The sequence below is a fragment of the Variovorax sp. IB41 genome (assembly GCF_016405905.1).
In the GTDB taxonomy this organism is placed as follows: domain Bacteria; phylum Pseudomonadota; class Gammaproteobacteria; order Burkholderiales; family Burkholderiaceae_C; genus Variovorax.
Genome location: NZ_JAEFCB010000016.1, coordinates 122024 through 141736, shown reverse-complemented (window position 1 = coordinate 141736; position 19713 = coordinate 122024). Strand labels below are relative to the sequence as shown.

Below are 19713 nucleotides of genomic sequence, written 5' to 3'. Positions count from 1 at the left end.
GGAGGGCGAAGCCCGGGGGACATTCGCGGAGGGGAGTACCCGGTGGCCTGTGCACACGCCCCGAATGAATCAGCCCAGCGCAACACTTGGCCTAGTCATTTAGACAAATAGACGCGCCCCCTCGCGAGTTTCACCATGCGTCCCGCGGCCCGTCACGGCCCGCATGAAGGGGAAGCGCATGGACATCCTGATGAGCAAAGGCAGCGTCGGCGAAGACGTCGAACGCCTGCGCAAGGCCCTCGCAAAAGCACTCGGCAGCGACGCGGACCTGTTCGCGTCGCTCGCCAGATCCGGCACACCGATCGACGACGACTTCGATGCCGCCATCCGCCGATGGCAGGCCGGCGTCGGGCTCATCGGTGATGGCGTCGTCGGGCCGCGCGTGCCAAGTGCTGCTCGGGCTCATCGCGCTGGACAAACGCGCGTTCGAACTGGTGCTCGACGTGGCGCACGTGAGCAAATTGTTCCCCGCCACCAAGGCCGCGAACATCGCGCGCTATCTGCCCTATATCGAGGCCGCGCTCGGCGTCGCGAAGCTCACCGACCGGCCGATGATCCTCGGCGCGCTGGGCACCATCCGCGCCGAGACCGAGGGCTTCGTGCCCATTTCCGAAGGCATCTCCAAGTTCAACACGCCACCCGGCGGCGCGCCCTTCAGCCTCTACGACACGCGCACGGACCTGGGCAACGGCCAGCCCGGCGATGGCGAGCGTTACCGCGGCCGGGGCTTCGTGCAGCTGACAGGCAAGGACAACTACCGGCGCTACGGCCAGCGCGTGGGCCTGCCGCTCGAGGCGACGCCCGATCGCGCGAATGCGCCGGAGATCGCGGCGGTGCTGCTCGCGCTGTTCCTGGCCGACAAGGCGGTGAAGTTTCGCGACGCGATCCGCAACGACGGCGTGGGTGGGCGCGACGGCCTGCGCGAAGCGCGCCGGCTGGTCAACGGCGGCGCGCACGGCCTGGATCGTTTTCGCGACGTGTTCGAGCGCGCGAAGACGGTGTGGAGCGATGTGCCCGCGGTAGCGCGTGCAGGCGCAGCAGCGGCGGCCAAGCCGAAGGCCCCCGCGCGCCGTACCACCGACCTGCGCACCCGCAAGGACGCCGCGGATCTGCGCGATCGCCTCTACCAGCCCGCCGCGATCAGCCTGCCCGACGAGTACCCGCCGGTGGAGGAGATGCGCAAGTACCTGCCCGCCTACGACAAGGCCGGGCTCATCCTCGACCAGGGCCAGGAGGGCGCGTGCACCGGCTTCGGCCTGAGCTGCGTCGTCAACTACCTGCGCTGGGTGAAGGCGCACACGCCCGCGAAGATGGAGTCGGTGAGCCCGCGCATGCTCTACACGCTGGCGCGCCGGCACGACGAGTACGAGGGCGAGAACTACGAAGGCTCGAGCTGCCGCGGCGCGCTCAAGGGCTGGTTCAACAACGGCGTGTGCCTGGAGCCCGACTGGCCCTATTCGAGCGAGAAGTCGAGCGCCGCGACCTACGGCTTCGCCGCGCGCGCGGCGAACGTCACCCTGGGCGTGTACTACCGCATCGAGACCTCGTCGATCACCGACATGCAGGCCGCGATCGCGCAGCACCGCGCGGTGTTCGTCTCGTCTTTCACGCACGCGGGCTGGAACGCGGTGAAGCTCTCCAGGACACCGAAGACGCATGCCGACCTTCCGCTCATTCCGTTCGACGGCCGGCGCTCCGAAGAAGGCGGCCATGCCTTCGCGCTGATCGGCTTCAACGCGCAGGGCTTCATCCTGCAGAACTCGTGGGGCAATCGCTGGGGCGCGGGCGGCTTCGCGGTGATCGGCTACCTCGACTGGCTCGCGCATGCGATGGACGCCTGGGTGGTCTCGCTCGGTGTGCCGGGCGTGGTGGCCGGCCGGCTCGCGGTGAACGGCGCCGCCGCCACCGAGGCGCGCGGCAGCGCATCGGCCGCGGACCGCAACAAGTGGTGGGACACGGGCCTGGCCTACCAGCACAGCGTGGTGCTGGGCAACGACGGCCGCGTGAGCCGCTACCTCACCGAGGACGAGCAGCCGCGCAAGCTCCAGCAGCAGGCCTGCGTGCTGCCCGACGACTGGTTCCGCCGCCAGCCCTCGCCGCGCAAGCGCCTGGTGCTCTACGTGCACGGCGGCCTCAACAACGAAGACAAGGCCATCGAGCGCGCCTGCGCCATGGGGCGCTACTTCGTGGGCAACGGCTGCTATCCGCTGTTCCTGGTGTGGAAGACGGGGCTCTTCGAATCGATCGGCGGAATCATCGCGGGCAAGCTGCCTTCGCTGCCCGCGGGCGGCGGCGTGGGCGAGCGCATCACCGACAAGACCGATCTCCTGATCGAGAAAGGCATCGGCCGCCCGCTCGCGCGCCCGATCTGGAGCGAGATGAAGGAGAACGCCGAGCTCGCGTTCGCCGACCGCCGCGGCGGCGACCTGCTGCTGGACGCGCTCCAGGCGCTGGCCTCCAACTGGAGCGACCAGTTCGAGCTGCACCTGGTCGGCCATTCGGCGGGCTCGATCGCCATCGGCCACCTGCTGAGCGCATTGAGCGCGCGCAAGCGCGCCGGGCGCGACGGCGGCCTCGGCGAGCGGCTCGCCTCGGTGAACCTCTATGCGCCGGCCTGCACCGTCGCCTTCGCGAACCGCCACTACGCGAGCAACGCGGCGGTGATGGAGCGCCTGCACCTGGATGTGCTCTCGGAAAAGATCGAGTCCGACGACAACGTCGGCAAGGTCTACCGCAAGTCGCTGCTGTACCTCGTCTCGAATGCGCTGGAGGCCGACCTGCACACGCCGATCCTCGGCCTCGACCGGGTGAACGACGAGGCCTATTCGGGGTGGGACGGTTCGTCCGACACCGGCGAGGCGCTCTCGGTCTGGCGCAACTCGGCCAAGGCCGCGAAGCTGGACCGGCGCACCCAGCGGGTGAAGGACGACCGCATCCAGGTCGCGCTCGACGCCAACGGCAAGCCGGTGCTGGAGACGGCGGGGCACGGCGGCTTCGACAACGACATCGGCGTCATCGGCCGCACGCTGGAGCGCATCACCGGCGCGGCCCTCGCGCTGCCGGTGGACGACCTGCGCGGGTTCTGACTATTTGCTGCTGCCGACGCTGCAGGCGGCGTTGACGGTGCGCGCGGCCAGCTCGGGCGGGGCGCCGGGCAGCGTCAGGGGGCGCACGTCGTCGTCCTCGAAATGCTTGACGGCCACGGGCTCGCCGACGAAGTTGGGCAGGCTGAAGTAGGTGGCGCTCACGTAGCGCGCGGTGCGCGCCTCGCAGTCGACGCTGGCCCGGGCCTCGAACGAGCGCAGCTTGAAACCGTCCTTGCCGGTGACGTCTTCCGCCAGGCTCATGCGCAGGGTCACGCCGCGGCGCGCGCCGTCGACTTCGATGCGGGTCGGATCGACCTGCACGTAGCTCGCGGCCGCATCGCCGGGCGTGCCGCTCAGGGTCAGCCATTCGGCCTGCGCGACCGCGCAGGCGAGGAGGGCGAGGCAGAGCAGCGAGAGGCGTTTCATGGAGGAAGGCGAGGAGGGCGTGGTGCGCGCCGCAGCATTGTGGGGCGTTGCGCCCGACCTGCGGCTGACCGGGGGCGCACATGGTGCAACATCGGCGGTCATCTCCACGCCGCCATGACCCTTCCAGAATCCGGCCTCGTCGTCATCGACACCAACATCGCGCTCGACCTGTTCGTGTTCGACAACCCCGACTGCGTGCCGCTGGCCGCGGCGCTCGCGGCCGGCACGCTGCGCTGGATCGCCACCGCGCCCATGCGCACCGAGCTCGCGCGGGTGCTCGGCTATCCGCTGATCGTGCGCCGGCTGGCCCAGCGGCAGATGGACGCAGCCAGCGTGCTGGCGGCTTTCGACGCCCGCGCGCACCTCGTGGCCGACATGCCGCCGCGCGCGCCCTGCGTGTGCAAGGACCCGGACGACCAGGTCTTCATCGACCTGGCGGTGGCGCAGCGCGCGCTGCTCATCAGCAAGGACCAGGCGGTGCTGACCATGCGCAAACGTTTGGCATTGCAGGGCGTGGCCGTGATGACGGTGCTGGCCGCGGCTTGAAGCGATGAAATGCAGCGTCGGGCAGGTCGTCTAGACAGGTGACCCATTGCCCCTGTTGCAAGCGCATGCCGCACTGGCGCGCCACCGTAAAAACCCGCTGTCTAGACAGCACCGGCGGCGCTAATTTGGCGCTTGCCGTGCGCGCATACGAATCTTCGTAGTTCGCATAGGGTCTGGCAATTGCAAGGGCCAAACCATATCGTCCGCGGCGCGAACCCGATCCCTGCGCTTGCCGCTGCCTGCCAGTGCGCCCGCGGACATGTTCGCCCCCGAAGATCGCCAATTCGTTGCCGTGTCGCCCGTGCGCCCCAAGATGGCGGGCGTGTTGTTTCCTGTCAGTCCAACAGAAAGTCATGACGAGCTCCAGCCAACGATCGCCGCGCCAGTTGCTCCCCGAACTCGAGGTCGAGCGTGCCCGTTCGCCCGACCTGGGCTACGAGCCATCGACCGAGGTGGGACTGGTGCGCTGCCTGGAGCACGGCTTTCCCACGCCTCTGGCGCGCTGGCATTGCCACGAGGAGTACGAGCTGCACCTGATCGTCGCCACCTCGGGCCAGGCCTTCGTGGGCGACTGGATCGGCGCGTTCGAGCCGGGGCACCTCGTGCTGTGCGGCCCCAAGCTGCCGCACAACTGGATCTCGCTGGACCTGCCGCCCGAAGGCGTGCCGCAGCGCGACCTGGTGATCCAGTTCCTGCACGACCCGATCTTCGAGGCGGCCGAGCGCATTCCCGAACTGCAGGAGGCGGTGCGCATGCTGGAGCGCGCGCGCTACGGCATCGAGTTCTTCGGCATGGCCGCCAGTGCCGAGGCGCACTGGCACCGCGTGAAGGGCGCGCGGGGCTTGAAGCGCTTCAGCCTGTTCTGCGATTTCCTGGCCGACCTGGCGGTGTGCACCGATTACCGGCTCCTCTCGGGCATGCAGACCGACGGCGACCACGGCATCGAGGCCATCGACGACGTGGTCACGCGCATCGCCAACGACCCCGCCAAGGACCACAGCGCGGCCGACATTGCCGCCGAGCTCGGCATGAACGCGGGGCGCTTCAGCCGGCTCTTCCGGCGCGCGACGGGCCACAGTTTTCTCGGCTACGTGAACGAGGTGCGGGTGAACAAGGCGTGCCTCCTGCTGATGCAGAGCGAGCGCTACGTCACCTCGATTTGTTACGAGGTCGGCTTCAACAACGTCTCGAATTTCAACCGCCGTTTTCTCGAGATCAAGGGCGTGACGCCGACCGAATTTCGCAGGCAAAGCCAGCTGCGTTTCGAAGGCGCGGGCAGTTTGGAGAACTAAAGAATTCGCCTGATTTGCGACTGTTTGAGGAATGTTAATTTGTATCGGGATTCGCAAAAACTGTATCGAACACGCGACGAAAGCGTCCCTACGATCCGCCTGTTCTTTCAGCCACCTTTCAGGAACTTCTCCCATGCAAATCCATCGTCTGACCCAGTTGAGCAGCCAAATTGCCTCGAAGATCAAGATCCGCGGCCAAGGCATGACCGAGTACCTCGTGATCCTGGGACTGATCGCCATCGCCGCGATCGCCGTGTTCAGCTTCTTCGGCCAGACCATGCGCAACCAGGTGGCCGGCATGGCCAAGGAAGTGGGCGGCCAGTCGGGCGCCACCGAAGTCACGAACGCGCAGACCGCCGCTGGCAAGGCATCGACCAACGCCCAGGTCAACATGAACATGAGCACGTACACCAAGGGCGGTGCGGACGCCACGAAGTAAGGCGCTTTCCGACGTCTTGACGCCTTGATGTTTTGACGGCCTGACCGACATCGCGCGATGCCCCCAGCCGCCGCCTCGCTCCCCCTGGCCCCTGCCGGCGCGTCCGCGCGCCGGCGCCAGTCGGGCCAGGCGATCGTGTACCTGGTGGCGATGCTGCCGATCATCTTCCTGAGCGTGCTGGTGGTCTACAACACGGCCACCGCAGCGCGCGAGAAGATGAAGCTGCAGAACACGGCCGACGCGGCGACCTACAGCGCGAACGTGCTCACGGCGCGCGCGCTCAACTACATGGCCTACACCAACCGCGCGATGGCGGCCAACGAGGCCAGCATCGCGACGCTGGCGAGCGCGCAGACCTCCATGGCCATGCTCATCACGAGCGCGGCCAACATCCAGGAGGGCCTGGTCGTGGCCGAGGCCATGAAGGGCATCCGCAACCTGGAGAGAAGCCGCATCCCCGTCGTGGGCTGGATCTACTTCTTCCAGTACCTGGGCAACATCGCCAAGGCCAACCGCCTGCAGCGCACGGCCGACCGCATCGCCGGTTTCGTGGAACCCTCGGCCAAGCCGCTGCAGATCGGCGCCGACATCCTTCGCGCGTTCAACCAGGGCATCTCGGCCAGCCAGGTCGCGATGCTCGTGGGCACCACGGCGCAGTTGCCGCAGCTGGTGAAGGACGTGGTCAATTCGAACGACCCCGACGCCTCGGTGCCGGCGGCCGAGACCGCGATCTTCGTCATCAAGTTCGTGGCCGACGTGGGCACGTATCTCAGGACCTACCACCAGTCGGGCAGCCTTTCGTTCGACGACGACGAGTTCAACGAGGTGCTGCGTTTCGCGCACGCCGCGCAGGCCACGCGCGACGACTGGACCAAGAACCGCCGCTTCCTGCCCAACGTGCTCGGCTGGGTCGCCTCGGGCATGTCCGGCGCCCTGCAGGGCATGATTTCCAGCAGCCCGACCTCGCCGCCGGGTTTCAGCGACATCACCGGCGACATGATGGGCGGCCTGCTCGAATGGAAGGGCGGCACCGAGCTGGTCGCTACCGAAGCTCCCGTGGGCGACGAGACCGGGCGCATCCGCTGGCAGTCGGCCGATTCGATCGAGATCAAGCTGCCCATCGGGGTGCTCTACACCGACCTCATCGGCGGCTGGGACGACATCCTGCGCGGCCGCTTCGGCCTGGGCGCGGGCGCCGCCGCCGCGGGCGGGCCCAACTACATGAAGAGCTGGGAAGGCCAGCGCCTGACGCTGCGCAGCTACGCCCGCGAGGGGCGCACCTACGGCGGCCTGAACGGCGAGATCGGCGACACCGCGTACATGGAGCGCGAATCCTTCGAGCGGGCCGCGCGCGACAGCAACGGCGAGATCCTGGTGGCCCCGCTGGCGGTGCTGGTGTTCAACGCCAAGCTGCACTACAGCCCGCGCACCGACATCGGCCTGGTCACCAAGAGCTGGGCGATGCCCCGCTTCACCGAGATCAAGGACCACCCGCCGATGGTGGCCAACGAGTCGGACAACTGGCTCGCGGAAAACGGCTTCAAGGGCGCCAACCCGCTCAAGTGGGGCAAGAACACCGACAAGGGCCCGGCCTTCACGCTGGTGGTGCAAAAGGGCGGCGACAAGGTGCGCACGGGCGAGGTCGCCGGCTTCGGCAACTCCGCGGCCGACGGCCGCGCGGGCCTGCGCGACAACTTCCAGGGCCGCGAGATCAAGGCGCTGTCGACCTCGCAGGTGTACTTCCGCCGGCCGCAGGACCGCTGGGCGCGCCGCGACAACGCGGTGGCCGATCCCGCGACGATCGGCAAGTACAACGTGGGCTTCGCCGGCGGCTACATCGAGCACCGCAGCCTCTTCAGCCCCTACTGGCACGTGCACAACGTGGAGCCCTCGCTGTGGGCGCGCGCCATCGCCATGGGCGGCACGGCCGTCGGCGGCTCGGCCGACGAAGACAACGGCAACTGATGAAGAAAGCCCGCGCATGACCCGCCCGCATCGACGCCTGTCCGGACGCCTGGCGCACGCGAGCGCTGCCGCCACTTCCACTGGCCACGCGATGGTCGAGACCCTGCTCGTCGTGAGCTTCGCGGCCGTCACGCTGGCCGCGATTCCGGCCATCGCCGAGTACGGCACCAAGCGCATGCAGACCGTGGCCGCCGCCAAGCTGGTGGCCTGGCAGCGCACCGTGTGGATGCCGGAAGAACAAGGCATCACCGCCGCGGAAGCCAAGGGCGCCTCGGGTGCCATCAAGAAGACCGATGCGGAGGTCACCCGCGACCTGCGCCGCCACATCTTTCGCGACCGCTCGGCGCCCGGCATCTCCATCCACGCCGCCGACATCGCCGAGTTCGAGCCGATGCTGCCGGCCATCGACCAGCGCACCACGGCGGTCACCGCATCGAGCACGGCCGCGCCCATGCCGTCGCTGCTCAATGCGAGCGACGTGGTGTTCGACGGCATCCGGGTGGCTCAGGCCGCGCTCGGCGCCAACGCCATCACCGGGCCGCTGGGCAAGTTCCAGATGGTGAGCAGCGGGTACCTGCGCCACGAGGTGAAGGTGAGCCAGACCTACACCAAGTTCAAGGACGTTCCCGCGCTGGACATGAGCGAGCAGGTCACCATGCTCACCGAGGCCTGGAACGCCGGCGGCACGAACCGCGAGGAATCCAAGATCCAGGGCTTGGTGCCGATGAAGCTCCTGGACGGCGCCTTCTACCAGCAGCTGCGCGGCGGCATGCACCAGACGGCCTACCAGATCAAGCAGATCTTTCCGGCCTTCGACATGAACAACCTCACCATGGGCTTCACGCCGGGCGACGCGCTGGAGAAGACGCCGCTGGACCGCTTCGAGCGCATCCCGCCCGAAGCGACCGGCGAGACCGGCGGCGACGGCGAGGCGAACGGCGGCAGCGTGAAGGACCATTTCCGCTACTACCGCGCCTTCCCGCCGACCCCCGTGGTCAACACGCTGCCCTGATGAGCCTGCCCGCGCCGTTCCTGCGATGGATGCTCGCCGCCGCGTGGCTGTGCCTGTGCGGTGCGGCCGCAGCGGCGCCGCCGCAGCGCGACTGGCCCGCGATTCCGTCGCCCGCGAGCGCCAAGACCTTCTGGATCGCCGAGTACATCGAGCAGAACACCATCCCCATGCAGATCCGCGGCATCGAGTCCAAGGACCCGATGGAGGTCGTCTCGCGCTTCTACGAAAAGTGGCTGGCCGACAAGGCCGGCTACGGCGTGAGCAATGTCGGCCCGATGCGCGTGCTCGGTGCGCGCTTCGGCCTGTACCAGGTCACGGTGCAATTGCGCGCGCGGCCCGAAGGCACCGCGGGCCGGCTGGTGGCGGCGGTGATGTACGACGAGGTCCAGAGCGAGCAGGCGCTGCGCGAGCGCGCCGAGCGCATCGGCAAGGGCTTCCCGCGCCCGGCCGGCTCGCAGGTGGTCTCGGACACGCTCTCCTACGACGAAGGCCAGCGCAACCGCACCATCGTCATCACCAACAACGTGAGCGTGGAGACCAACGCGCTCTACCTGCGCGAACAGATGATCCGCCTGGGCTGGTCGCTGCAGCAGGACCGCACCGTCGATGGCGGCACGCGCTCGGCGCTGGTGTTCCGTCGCAACAGCGAGGAGATGGTGGTGACCATCTCCAAGCGCGACGACGGCTACTTCATCGTGGCCAGCCAGACCACGCCGGAATGAGCGCGACCGACATGCGTGCACGCCGCCATCGTTCTCATCGTTCTTCTTCCCGCCGCGCCCAGCGCGGCCAGGTCATCGCCGAATACGTGATCGTCGCCGGCATCCTGGCCGTGATGCTGTTCGCCACCTTCCCGGGCGCCGACCGCTCGGTGATCGGGCTGCTCATCAAGGCCTTCCGCGACGCCTGGTCGACCTACTCGTACACCCTTTCCTATCCTTTGTAGCCAGGCATGAAATCATCTCCGGGACTCCTCAAGTTCAAGCAAAGCGTCAAACGGCTGTCCCCCCTGATCGGTGCCCTGATGCTGGGTCTCCTGGCCGCGGGCCTGGGCTGGTACTACCTTCGGGCCAGCGAGCGCGAAATCGCCGCGAGCCTGGAGAAAGACGCCGACAGCCAGCGCCGCGACGTGGTCGTGGCGCGCCAGCCGCTGGCCGACGGCACCACCGTGCTGCCGGGCATGGTGGCCAAGCGCTCGGTGCCCAACGAGTACGTGCACAACGACGCGCTCACGCCCGAGACCTTCGCGCAGTTCTCGGGCCGCCAGCTCTCGGTGCCGGTGGCCGCCGGCAAGCCGCTGCTCGCGTCGTTCTTCTCGGCGCCGCGCAAGGTGTTCGCGCAGGAGATCGAGCAGGGCGTGCGCGCCATCACCATTCCGGTGGACGAGATCAGCTCCATCTCGGGCATGCTGCGCGCGGGCGACCGCATCGACTTCATGTACGTGGTCGAGAAATCCGCGGCCAACGATCCCTCGGTGGTGATTCCGCTGCTGCAGGACGTGGAGGTGCGCGCCACCGGCCAGATCACCTCGGAGCAGTTCGCCGCGATGCGAAAGCGCTCCGACGTGTCGGCCGACACCGACCCCTACGCGCAGCAGCGCTACTCCACCGTCACCGTGGCGATCCAGCCGCAGGACGCGCAGAAGCTCATCCTGGCGCAGCGCCTCGGAAAGATCATCGCCACGCTGCGCAACCCCGAAGACCGCGCCACCATGACCAGCGGCGTCGACGCGGTCGACCTGGACGCCATCGTGGCCGGCTTCAGGCCGCAGCGCTCGCATGCGATGGCCGTGGCCAGCGGACCCTCGGGCCCGAGCGTCGAATACATCGTCGGCGGCACCGGCAGCCGCGGCGCGCCGCCCGCGCCCGGCCTGGGTGCCGCGCTGCCCACCGGCGGCGCGTTGCCGCGCTGAAGTCCTGCCGCCCCGAACGTTGCCCCGCGGGGCGCACCCGTTTTACTGATCTCCAGAAAAGTTCGATGAACCTCAAGCGATGCACCTTGGCAGCGACGGCGCTGTGTCTTGTTTTCCAGGCCGAGGCGCAGGGTCCGTACCCCGGCGCGCCGGCGGCATCGCCCGTGCCGCTGGGCACCGTGGCACCCGTGCCTGCGGGCGCGTCGATGTCCCCGCCGGCGTTCGCCTCGCCGGGCGGGCCGGCGACATCCCGCCCGGCCGAGACTTCGCCGGGCATCCGCCCGCCCGCGCCGCCACCGCCGGCCGCCATCACCGAGGCCGAACTGCAGCGCATCGCCGCGCGCGCCACCGTGATGCAACGGCTGCCGGAGGCGCTCACGCTCTATGTCGGGCAGATGGTGCTGGTCAAGATGCCGGGCGTCTCGCGCGTGGCCATCGGCAACGGCAAGGTGCTGGAGGCCCGCGTGCTGGACGGCGCGAACATGCTCATCACCGCGCAGGACGCGGGCGACAGCACGCTGCATGTCTGGGACAAGAACGGCACCGTGCGCAAGCTCAAGGTGCGCGTGAACGTGGTGGACCTGGACCGCATCGCCGACGAGCTGCGCGAGATCACGCGCGGCATCTCGGGCGTGAACATCCGCCGCATCGGCGAGCGCATCATCATGGACGGCAACAGCCTGGACCCGGCCGCCGTCGAGCGCCTGAACACGGTGGCCACTCTCTATGCGCCGGCCGTGGTGTCGCTGGCCACGGCCGACCGCATCCGCGTGGACCGCATGGTGGACATCCAGGTGCGCATCGTCGAATTCAGCAAGACCGCGCTCGATGACCTGGGCGTGCGCTGGCAGAGCTCGGGCGACGGCTTCAACTTCGGCCTGTTCTCGGACATCGCCTCCAGCGGCAGCTACCGCATCCTGCCCGACGGCTCGGCCTTCAACACGTCCACGCCGCAGGGCACGGCGCTGCTGGGCCAGAACCGGCGCATGCCCGAGGCGTACTTCGGCATCGGCCTGAGCCTCACCTCGCGCATCAACCTGCTGGTGCAGCGCGGCAATGCCTTTTTGCTCGCTTCGCCCAACCTCTCGACCCGCAGCGGCGGCGAGGCCAAGTTCCTGGCCGGCGGCGAGATCCCGCTGCCCGCGCTCAGCACGCAGGGCGCGGGCTCGGTGGAGTTCAAGCCCTACGGCGTGCGGCTGAACATCAAGCCCATCGCCGACGGCGAGGGCAACGTGTCGGGCAGCATCCTCACCGAGGTGAGCAGCATCGACCGCAGTGTGGCGGTGCAGGGCATTCCGGGTCTCCTGATCCGGCGCACCGACACCGAGTTCAACGTGAAGGCCGGCGAGACCATCGTGCTGTCGGGCCTCTTGAGCCGCGAATCGACGCGCTCCAGCGACGGCGTGCCGGGCCTGCGCAAGGCGCCGATCATCGGGCGCGCCTTCCGTGCCGACAACGACACCGACAAGGAACAGGAAGTGGTGGTGTTCATCACGCCGCGCGTGGTCGTCCCGGCGGACAGCCGCTCGCGCATCGAGCGCTCGCGCCAGCTCGAGCAGGACGTGGGAAGCAACTTCGGCACGCTGACCGAGGACAAGTCGGACCCGTACGGTTCGCGTCCGCCGCCCGCCGCCGCGGACATCGGCGGCATTCCCGCCGGCACGCCCGGCCAACCCGTCGCTCCCTGACGATCCCCAAGACCCGAGAACCCCGCCACCATGCACAAGGTCTTCGTCAATTCCCCGCAGCAGGTCGTGCGCGAGGTCCCGATCGACGTCGCGGAACTCCAGGTCGGCAAGGATGCCGGCAACCACATCGTGCTCTCGGGCTGGAACGTCGCCAAGCTGCACGCCCAGTTCGTGCTGCACGACGAGGAGGTGTTCGTGCAGGACCTGGGCAGCCTCTTCGGCACCTGGGTCGACGGCAACCGCGTGACGCGCTTCGGCCCGATGAAGGGCGGCGAGGAAATCATCATCGGCGGCCACACGCTGGTGGTGTCGATCGATATGGCGCTCAAGCCCGCGGGCGTCGATCCGCAGGAAGCGGCCGAGGCCGCGCAGTACGCCGAGGCGGCGCTCGCCATCGAGGACCCGCTCCTGCAATGGCGCCGCTCGCTGCACCGCACGCTGCTCCAGCAACTGGACAACCGCCGCATCGACACCGCGCAGATGAAGGACGAGGAGCTGCGCTCGAACATCCGCGCGCTGATCGCCGAGATCATCCGCGACACGCGCGACATGCCGCCCGAACTGGACCGGGCGCTGCTGAGCCAGCAGCTGCTGGACGAAGCCATCGGCCTCGGCCCGCTGGAGGTGCTGCTGAAAGACGAGAGCGTGACCGAAGTGATGGTCAACCGCTTCGACGAGATCTGGATCGAGCGCGCGGGGCGGCTGGAGCGCACCAACGTCGCCTTCACCAGCAACATCGCGGTGCTCGGGGCCATCGAGCGCATCGTGACGCCGCTGGGCCGGCGCATCGACGAGAGCTCGCCGATGGTGGACGCGCGCCTGAAAGACGGCTCGCGCGTGAACGCGATCATTCCGCCGCTCGCGCTGCGCGGGCCCAGCGTCACGATCCGGAAGTTCCCGAAGAACCGCATGGGCCACGAGGGGATGATCCGCACCGGCTCCATCACCGCGCAGATGGTGGACTTCATGCGCATCGCGGTGGAGGAGAAGCTCAACATCATCGTCTCGGGCGGCACGGGCACCGGCAAGACGACGCTCCTGAACATGGTGTCGAACTTCATTCCGTCCAACGAGCGCATCGTGACCATCGAGGACGCGGCCGAGCTTTCGCTCGGGCAGCCCAACCTGGTGTCGCTCGAATCGCGGCCGGCCAACATCGAAGGCAAGGGCGCCATCGCGATTCGCGACCTGGTGCGCAACTCGCTGCGGATGCGGCCCGACCGCATCGTGGTGGGCGAGTGCCGCGGCGGCGAGGCGCTGGACATGCTGCAGGCCATGAACACCGGCCACGACGGCTCGCTCACCACGCTGCACAGCAACTCGCCGCGCGATGCGATGTCGCGGCTGGAGGTGCTGGTGACCATGGCGGGCATGAACATCCCGGTGGCGGCGATCCGCGAGCAGATCGCCTCGGCCGTGGACCTGATCGTGCAGCTCACGCGCTTTCCGTGCGGCAGCCGCAAGGTCACGCAGATCACCGAGATCACGGGCTTCGCCGACGGCACGATCCAGATGCAGGACGTGTATGCCTTTCGCAAGACCGGTGTGGACGAGACGTTCAAGACCGTCGGCCACTTCACGGCTGCGGGCACCGTGCCCGAGTTCTTCACGCGCCTGCAGGAGCACGGCCTGAAGCTGGACCTGGAATACCTCTTCGGGGAGACCGTGCCATGAAGGGAATGATCCTCCTGGCCTCCGTGCTCTGCGGCATGGGCTTCATCACGCTGTGCGGCTACCTGCTCTTGCAGCGCTCGCCGGAACTGGTGGGCAAGATGATGTCCAAGCTGCAGGCGAGCGGCCGCCGCACGCTGAACCTGTCGGAGTTCCAGGCACAACACGCGGTGGCATTCGCCTCGGGCCATGCGTTCCTGGTGGCGCTGTGCGGTGCGATCGGCTGGCTCATCTCGGGCAACCTGATCGGCGGCGTGGTGGCGGCGGTGGTGCTGTATCTCCTGCCCGCGCGCTGGTTCGCATGGCAGCGCAAGAAGCGCCGCCAGCAGATCGAATCGGAGCTGCCCGATGCGTTGCTCTTCATTGCCAGCGCGCTGCGCGCGGGCAGCGCGCTTTCGGTGGCCATCCAGGTGCTGGTGCGCGACCAGGTGGGACCGCTCGGCCAGGAGTTCGGTCTGGTGCTCAAGGAGCAGCGCCTGGGCGTGAGCTTCGACGATGCGATCCAGAAGATGTCGCAGCGCCTGGGCATTCCCGACTTCGTGCTGGTGGTGGTGGCGCTGCGCGTCTCCAAGGAAGTGGGCGGCAATCTCTCGGAGCCGCTGCAGGTGCTGGCCGAGACGCTGCGCCGGAAGGCCATTCTGGAAGGGCGCATCAAGGCGCTCACCGCGCAGGGCCGCATCCAGGGGCTGGTGATGACGCTCTTTCCGCTGCTGCTGATGGGCGTGCTGTACCTGATGCAGCCGACGATGGGGCTCCTCTTCTCCACGACGATCGGCTGGGTCGTGCTGACGGTGATCGCCATCATGCTGATGCTGGGCTACGCGATGATCCGCAAGATCGTGGCGATCGACATCTGAAGATCCGGGATTGCCATGCGCTCGCTGATCCTCCTGGCCATCATCTTCCTGTGCGCGACCACGGGGGTGATCCTGCTGCTCTACATGATCTCGCTGATCCGCAAGGCCCGGCCTTCGGAGCGCACCCACATGGACCCGCTGCCGCGCATGCTGCGGCTGGTGTGGCCGGTGGTGAACATCCTGCAGTTCCATGTCTCGGAGATCGCGCCCACCTCGATGCTGGTCAAGCGAAAGCGCCAGTTGCAGCTCGCGGGCCTGGAGTTCGTGCTCAAGGCCGAGGAGTTCATCGCGGTGCAGTGCGTCTCGATGCTCGTGGTGGCCGCGCTCGGCCTGTGGACCGCGGGCCTGCTCGATGCGATGGCGGGCACCAAGATCTGGGTCACGCTGGCATCGTGCGTGACGGGGTGGCTCTACCCGGTGATGTGGATGCGCGACCGCCGCAAGCGCCGCGAAAAAGACATCCTGCGCACGCTGCCCGGCTACCTGGACATGATCACGCTGTGCTGCCAGGCGGGCCTGAGCTTGACGGGCGCGATCGCGCAGGCGGTGCAGAAGGGCCCCGGCGGCGCGCTCGGCCAGGAGTTCGACCGGATGATGCGCGAGATGCGCACCGGCGCGAGCCGCATGGACGCGCTCAACGCGCTGGCCGATCGCCTCGACAACAAGCACATCAAGAGCCTGGTGTCGAACCTCACGCAGGCCGAATCGCTGGGCGCGAGCCTGGCCGACACGCTCTCGGCCATTTCGGACCAGCGCCGCACCGAGCGCTTCCAGATGGCCGAGAAGCTCGCGATGGAGGCGCCCGTGAAGATGATCGGGCCGTTGGTGATCTTCATCTTCCCGGTGACCTTCATCATCATTTTCTTCCCGCTGGTGATGCAGTTCCTCGAAACCCAGAACCACTGAAATCCGCCCACTCAACAACACATTTGAATCGCCGATGCGCATCGTCTCCCTCCGCTCTCCCCAGGCCCAGCCCTTCGGTCCCGTGCGCGTGGCCGAACGCGGCTGGGACCGCACGCGCGGGCTGCTCGGCCGTCCGCGCCTGGCCGCGAGCGAGGGCCTCCTGATCATGCGCTGCAGCTCGGTGCACACGGTGGGCATGCGCTATCCGATCGACGTCGTCTTTCTCGACCGGCACGGCGGCATCGCGCGCGTGGTCGAGAGCCTGCGCCCGATGCGCATGGCGATGTGCCTGGGCGCGTCCAACGTGCTCGAGCTGGCCGCGGGCCAAGCGCGGCGGCTCGCGCTGCGTCCGGGGTTGAAGTTGTCGGGCTGGTAACCACACACAGAGGAGAACAGCAATGCATTCCACTCTTGAGCAAAACCAGAAGCGCCGCCTTGCGTGGCCCCGGCGCAGCCAGCGCGGCGTTTCCATGACCGAGACCATGATCGCGCTGCCGGTGCTGATCCTGTTCGTGATGTGCGTGGTGCAGTTCGGCCTCATCTACCGCGCGCGCCTCACGCTGGAGTACGCCGCGCACGAAGCGGCGCGCGCGGGGTCGCTCAACAACGGCATGCCGCTGCCCTTCATCTTTCGCATCGGCAACTCGACCACGCCGGGCCTGTCCACGCTCAACAGCGCGGCGCTGGAGCTCACCACCAACGCGCTCACGCGCGGCAGCGTGTGGCAGGGGCTGGTCAAGGGGATGATGCCGCTGAACGTGCGGGACGCCAGCGTGGGCGGCATGTTCAAGGGCTGGATCGACACCAACACCGACCTGATCGAGTCGGCCTGCATCGAGTACCTGAACCCCACGCAGACCACCTTCATCGACTGGGCGTTCATCGAGAACTTCGGCGAGAACCGCTGGATCATGCAGATCCCCAACGACACCATGCGTTACCGCAAGCCCCTGCCCTACGACTTCAAGGCCAAGGCCATGAGCACCACCGTGGGCATCGGCGATCCGCTGCCGCCCGATGCGGAACTGCGCGGCAATGTGTCGAACAAGACGCTGGGCGAGTCGAGCGTGCTGCACCTGCGCGTGCACTACGGCTATCGCCTGGGGATTCCGGTGGCCAACAAGATCATCCTCACCGCGCTCAAGGGCTACCAGTTCGTGGGCGAGGCGTGGTTCAAGCTCATGTCGGTCGATGGCGCCACCGCGCCGGGCACCGATTTCCGCCTCAACCAGCTGGATGCGTACTACATCGCCAACGGCAAGATTCCGCTCGCCGCCGACGGCGTGGTGGGCATGGAGTCGCCGATGTACTGGCACCCGTTCTATTCGTTCGGACCCAAGAGCGACCGCAGCATCGACCTGCAGTGGGACCCGGCGTGGAGCAACAATACGGGCATCAACGTGCTGGAGAAGCCGCAGGACGCCATGACCAACATCTTTGCTTTCGTGCGCAACAACAGCACCGAGTGGGCCTCGCAGCTGCTGGCCCGCGGTGTCGACGCGCTGGCCGACAAGGTGGGTGACGGCAATTCCTTCTGCCCGGCCATCTGGGACGCCTCGGTCAAGGGGCAGCTGGACAAGGTGCCGAACCCGGGCACAGCGCCCTGATGCGCGAGGCCGCGGACGCAATGCCTGTTGCGCATGTTGCGCACGATGTGGGCGCATCGGAAGCGCCGCGCGGCGCCGGCGCACTGGCGCTCTGCGCATCGACCATCTTCGTCTCGGCCTTCCTGCTGTTCCTGGTCCAGCCGCTGATCGCGCGGCAGATCCTGCCGTGGTTCGGCGGCTCGGCCGCGGTGTGGACGCTGTGCCTGGTGTTCTTCCAGGTGGTGCTGCTCCTGGGGTACTTCTACGCCGACTGGCTCTCGCGCCGGCCGCTGCGCATGCAGGCCGTCGTGCATGCGCTCCTCTTGCTTGCGGCCTGCGCGATGCTGCCGGTGATTCCCGATGCGGCGTGGAAGCCGACGGGGCAGGGCGACCCGTCGGCCGGCGTGCTCGCGGTGCTGGCGGCCACCATCGGGCTGCCGTATCTCGCGGTGTGCACCACCGGGCCGCTGGTGCAGAGCTGGGTCGCGCGGCTGCATGCGGGCGATGCGCCGCGGCAGGCGAAGGTCTACCGGCTGTTCGCGCTGTCGAACCTTGCGGCGTTGGCGGCGCTTGTCGTGTATCCCTTCGTGCTGGAGCCGGTGTTCGCGCTGCGCGCGCAGGCCGTGGCGTGGTCGGTGGGCTTCGGGCTGTTCGCGGTGCTGGCGATCGTGTCGGTGGTGGCCGTCGGCAAGGCGCGACCCACGCAGACTGGTGCGGAAGCGGTCGCAAGCGCTGCGTCGCCAGCGCCCCTGTCGTGGTCCGAGCAACTGCTGTGGCTGGTGCTGGCCGCGCTCGGCACGGTCGCGCTGCTGGCGGTGTCGGCCTTCATCACGCAGGACATCGCCTCGGTGCCGATGCTGTGGATCGTGCCGCTCGCGCTGTACCTCTTGAGCTTCGTGCTGTGTTTCGACAGCGACTTCTGGTACCGGCGCCGGCTCTTCTGGCCCGCGGTGGTGGTGCTCACGCCGGTGATGGGCTGGTACCTGAACACGCCGCAGCGGTCGCTCCCGATCGCCGCGGCCATCGGCCTGTACTGCGCGGGGCTCTTCGCGATCTGCATGTTCGCCAACGGCGAGCTCGCACGCGCGCGGCCCGGACCCGCGCGGCTCACGCGTTTCTACCTGCTGCTGGCATTGGGCGGCGCGGTGGGCGGCATCTTCGCGGGCGTGGTCGCGCCGCATTTCTTCAATGGCTACTGGGAGCTGCCCGCGAGCCTGGCGGCGCCCGGATTGATCATGCTGTGGCTCGTGCGCGGGCGCCAGCAGTGGGTGTGGTTCGCCTTCGCGCTCGCCGTCGTGGTGGGGTTCGCGGCGTTCCTGCGGATGGACGCGGTCTCGGTGTCCAACAACGTCTTTCACGCATCGGTCGCCGCGCTCGCCTGCTTCGCCGCGGCCTACGGCGCATGGCGCGCGCGTTCATGGGCGGCGGGCGCGGGCCTGGCGGGTGCGCTGGCGGCGGGCGCCGTGGCCTGGCTCTCGATCGCGAGCGTGCTCGAGGCCGACAACCGCACGGTGCTGCGCGTGCGCAATTTCTACGGCGCGCTGCGCGTGGAGCAGTTCGGCATTCCGGGTGGCCTCACCGCGTCGCGCCGGCTGATGCACGGCGTGATCTCGCACGGCGAGCAGCTGCAGGGCGCGGTGCAGCGGCGTCTGCCGAGCACCTACTACGGGCCGAAGTCGGGCGCCGGATTGGCGCTGCTCACGAACCGCAGCCAGACGCAGCGCGTGGGTGTGATCGGCCTGGGCGTGGGCACGCTCGCGGCCTTCGGGCGCAGCGGCGACACCTACCGTTTCTACGAGATCAACCCGCGCGTGACAGAGGCCGCGCGCTCGCATTTCACCTACCTCGCCGACTCGCCGGCGACCATCGAGGTGGCGCAGGGCGATGCGCGCCTCCTGATGCAGCAGGAGCTCGATGCGCACGGCTCGCAGCGCTTGGACGCGATCGTGGTCGATGCCTTCTCGGGCGATGCGATCCCGATGCACCTGATGACGCGCGAGGCGCTGGCGCTGTACCGCCAGCACCTGCTGCCCACGGGCGTGATCGCCTTTCACATCAGCAACCGGCACCTGCTGCTCGCGCCGGTGGTCAAGCGCCTGGCCGAGGACGCGGGCATGCAGGCGCTGCGCGTGCACTTCGAGCCCGCGCCCGGCAATGCCACGCTGGAGCACTCCTCGGAGTACGTGCTGCTGACGAACGACGCACGCTTCCTGCAGGATGCCGTCGTGCGCGAGCGCGGCGAGGCCATCGATGACGCGGGCGTCAAGACATGGACCGATGACCACAGCAACTTGCTGGGCGCACTGCGCTGGACGGTCAAGCCCTGA

17 protein-coding genes are annotated in these 19713 nt (G+C 68.3%); 16 read left to right on the top strand and 1 reads right to left on the bottom strand.

Going from position 1 to position 19713, the window contains the following annotated elements:
* Window positions 1–317 precede the first annotated feature (317 nt).
* Complete coding sequence (locus tag JC881_RS24545) at window positions 318–3086, top strand: C1 family peptidase (RefSeq protein ID WP_233102011.1); 2769 nt, start codon at window positions 318–320, stop codon at window positions 3084–3086.
* Here the strand turns inward: JC881_RS24545 and JC881_RS24540 are convergent, their stop codons facing one another.
* A complete protein-coding gene (locus JC881_RS24540; protein ID WP_198788328.1) occupies window positions 3087–3512 on the bottom strand; it encodes a surface-adhesin E family protein in 426 nt (141 codons plus the stop codon). It lies immediately after the preceding gene.
* Window positions 3513–3626: 114 nt separating this feature from the next.
* Here JC881_RS24540 and JC881_RS24535 point away from each other — a divergent pair, with 114 nt between their 5' ends.
* The 15 genes from JC881_RS24535 to JC881_RS24465 all read left to right on the top strand — a co-directional run bounded on the left by JC881_RS24535 (window position 3627) and on the right by JC881_RS24465 (window position 19713).
* Window positions 3627–4058 carry a putative toxin-antitoxin system toxin component, PIN family gene (locus JC881_RS24535; RefSeq protein WP_198788327.1) on the top strand — a complete coding sequence of 144 codons (432 nt, stop codon included), beginning with the start codon at window positions 3627–3629 and terminating at the stop codon, window positions 4056–4058.
* Window positions 4059–4411: 353 nt separating this feature from the next.
* Window positions 4412–5350: an AraC family transcriptional regulator gene (locus tag JC881_RS24530; RefSeq protein ID WP_198788326.1), complete on the top strand. Its 939-nt coding sequence runs from the start codon at window positions 4412–4414 to the stop codon at window positions 5348–5350.
* Window positions 5351–5483: 133 nt separating this feature from the next.
* Window positions 5484–5789 (top strand): pilus assembly protein, encoded by a 306-nt coding sequence (locus JC881_RS24525; RefSeq protein WP_198788325.1) that lies wholly within the window; start codon window positions 5484–5486, stop codon window positions 5787–5789.
* A gap of 57 nt (window positions 5790–5846) precedes the next feature.
* Window positions 5847–7754 carry a Tad domain-containing protein gene (locus JC881_RS24520; RefSeq protein ID WP_198788324.1) on the top strand — a complete coding sequence of 636 codons (1908 nt, stop codon included), beginning with the start codon at window positions 5847–5849 and terminating at the stop codon, window positions 7752–7754.
* Window positions 7755–7770: 16 nt separating this feature from the next.
* Entirely contained in the window at window positions 7771–8766 is a 996-nt protein-coding gene (locus JC881_RS24515) for a hypothetical protein (RefSeq protein WP_198788323.1), read from the top strand.
* A complete protein-coding gene (locus tag JC881_RS24510; RefSeq protein WP_198788322.1) occupies window positions 8766–9488 on the top strand; it encodes a hypothetical protein in 723 nt (240 codons plus the stop codon). The genes JC881_RS24515 and JC881_RS24510 overlap by 1 nt, the downstream gene beginning before the upstream one ends.
* Window positions 9485–9712 carry a hypothetical protein gene (locus JC881_RS24505; RefSeq protein WP_233102010.1) on the top strand — a complete coding sequence of 76 codons (228 nt, stop codon included), beginning with the start codon at window positions 9485–9487 and terminating at the stop codon, window positions 9710–9712. The genes JC881_RS24510 and JC881_RS24505 overlap by 4 nt, the downstream gene beginning before the upstream one ends.
* 6 nt (window positions 9713–9718) lie before the next feature.
* A complete protein-coding gene (gene cpaB / locus JC881_RS24500; protein ID WP_198788321.1) occupies window positions 9719–10678 on the top strand; it encodes a Flp pilus assembly protein CpaB in 960 nt (319 codons plus the stop codon).
* Window positions 10679–10743: 65 nt separating this feature from the next.
* The gene (locus tag JC881_RS24495) at window positions 10744–12366 is read left to right on the top strand and encodes a type II and III secretion system protein family protein (protein WP_198788320.1); all 1623 of its coding nucleotides are present in this window, start codon (window positions 10744–10746) and stop codon (window positions 12364–12366) included.
* 30 nt (window positions 12367–12396) lie between these two features.
* On the top strand, window positions 12397–14040 hold the full coding sequence (locus JC881_RS24490; protein WP_198788319.1) for an ATPase, T2SS/T4P/T4SS family: 1644 nt from the start codon (window positions 12397–12399) through the stop codon (window positions 14038–14040).
* Window positions 14037–14894, top strand: a complete 858-nt coding sequence (locus JC881_RS24485) for a type II secretion system F family protein (RefSeq protein WP_093436872.1) — start codon at window positions 14037–14039, stop codon at window positions 14892–14894. Before JC881_RS24490 ends, JC881_RS24485 begins: the two co-directional genes overlap by 4 nt.
* A gap of 15 nt (window positions 14895–14909) precedes the next feature.
* A complete protein-coding gene (locus JC881_RS24480; RefSeq protein WP_198788318.1) occupies window positions 14910–15800 on the top strand; it encodes a type II secretion system F family protein in 891 nt (296 codons plus the stop codon).
* 34 nt (window positions 15801–15834) lie between these two features.
* Window positions 15835–16176, top strand: a complete 342-nt coding sequence (locus tag JC881_RS24475) for a DUF192 domain-containing protein (RefSeq protein ID WP_198788317.1) — start codon at window positions 15835–15837, stop codon at window positions 16174–16176.
* Window positions 16177–16198: 22 nt separating this feature from the next.
* Window positions 16199–17407 carry a TadE/TadG family type IV pilus assembly protein gene (locus tag JC881_RS24470; RefSeq protein WP_198788316.1) on the top strand — a complete coding sequence of 403 codons (1209 nt, stop codon included), beginning with the start codon at window positions 16199–16201 and terminating at the stop codon, window positions 17405–17407.
* Window positions 17408–17427: 20 nt separating this feature from the next.
* Window positions 17428–19713 (top strand): spermidine synthase, encoded by a 2286-nt coding sequence (locus JC881_RS24465; protein ID WP_198788315.1) that lies wholly within the window; start codon window positions 17428–17430, stop codon window positions 19711–19713.

Excerpts from the sequence above, each read along its gene's own strand:
- JC881_RS24545 (WP_233102011.1), top strand. The coding sequence starts at position 318 with ATGCCGCCATCCGCCGATGGCAGGCCGGCGTCGGGCTCATCGGTGATG.
- JC881_RS24540 (WP_198788328.1), bottom strand. The coding sequence starts at position 3,512 with ATGAAACGCCTCTCGCTGCTCTGCCTCGCCCTCCTCGCCTGCGCGGTC.
- JC881_RS24535 (WP_198788327.1), top strand. The coding sequence starts at position 3,627 with ATGACCCTTCCAGAATCCGGCCTCGTCGTCATCGACACCAACATCGCG.
- JC881_RS24530 (WP_198788326.1), top strand. The coding sequence starts at position 4,412 with ATGACGAGCTCCAGCCAACGATCGCCGCGCCAGTTGCTCCCCGAACTC.
- JC881_RS24525 (WP_198788325.1), top strand. The coding sequence starts at position 5,484 with ATGCAAATCCATCGTCTGACCCAGTTGAGCAGCCAAATTGCCTCGAAG.
- JC881_RS24520 (WP_198788324.1), top strand. The coding sequence starts at position 5,847 with ATGCCCCCAGCCGCCGCCTCGCTCCCCCTGGCCCCTGCCGGCGCGTCC.
- JC881_RS24515 (WP_198788323.1), top strand. The coding sequence starts at position 7,771 with ATGACCCGCCCGCATCGACGCCTGTCCGGACGCCTGGCGCACGCGAGC.
- JC881_RS24510 (WP_198788322.1), top strand. The coding sequence starts at position 8,766 with ATGAGCCTGCCCGCGCCGTTCCTGCGATGGATGCTCGCCGCCGCGTGG.
- JC881_RS24505 (WP_233102010.1), top strand. The coding sequence starts at position 9,485 with ATGAGCGCGACCGACATGCGTGCACGCCGCCATCGTTCTCATCGTTCT.
- cpaB (WP_198788321.1), top strand. The coding sequence starts at position 9,719 with ATGAAATCATCTCCGGGACTCCTCAAGTTCAAGCAAAGCGTCAAACGG.
- JC881_RS24495 (WP_198788320.1), top strand. The coding sequence starts at position 10,744 with ATGAACCTCAAGCGATGCACCTTGGCAGCGACGGCGCTGTGTCTTGTT.
- JC881_RS24490 (WP_198788319.1), top strand. The coding sequence starts at position 12,397 with ATGCACAAGGTCTTCGTCAATTCCCCGCAGCAGGTCGTGCGCGAGGTC.
- JC881_RS24485 (WP_093436872.1), top strand. The coding sequence starts at position 14,037 with ATGAAGGGAATGATCCTCCTGGCCTCCGTGCTCTGCGGCATGGGCTTC.
- JC881_RS24480 (WP_198788318.1), top strand. The coding sequence starts at position 14,910 with ATGCGCTCGCTGATCCTCCTGGCCATCATCTTCCTGTGCGCGACCACG.
- JC881_RS24475 (WP_198788317.1), top strand. The coding sequence starts at position 15,835 with ATGCGCATCGTCTCCCTCCGCTCTCCCCAGGCCCAGCCCTTCGGTCCC.
- JC881_RS24470 (WP_198788316.1), top strand. The coding sequence starts at position 16,199 with ATGCATTCCACTCTTGAGCAAAACCAGAAGCGCCGCCTTGCGTGGCCC.
- JC881_RS24465 (WP_198788315.1), top strand. The coding sequence starts at position 17,428 with ATGCCTGTTGCGCATGTTGCGCACGATGTGGGCGCATCGGAAGCGCCG.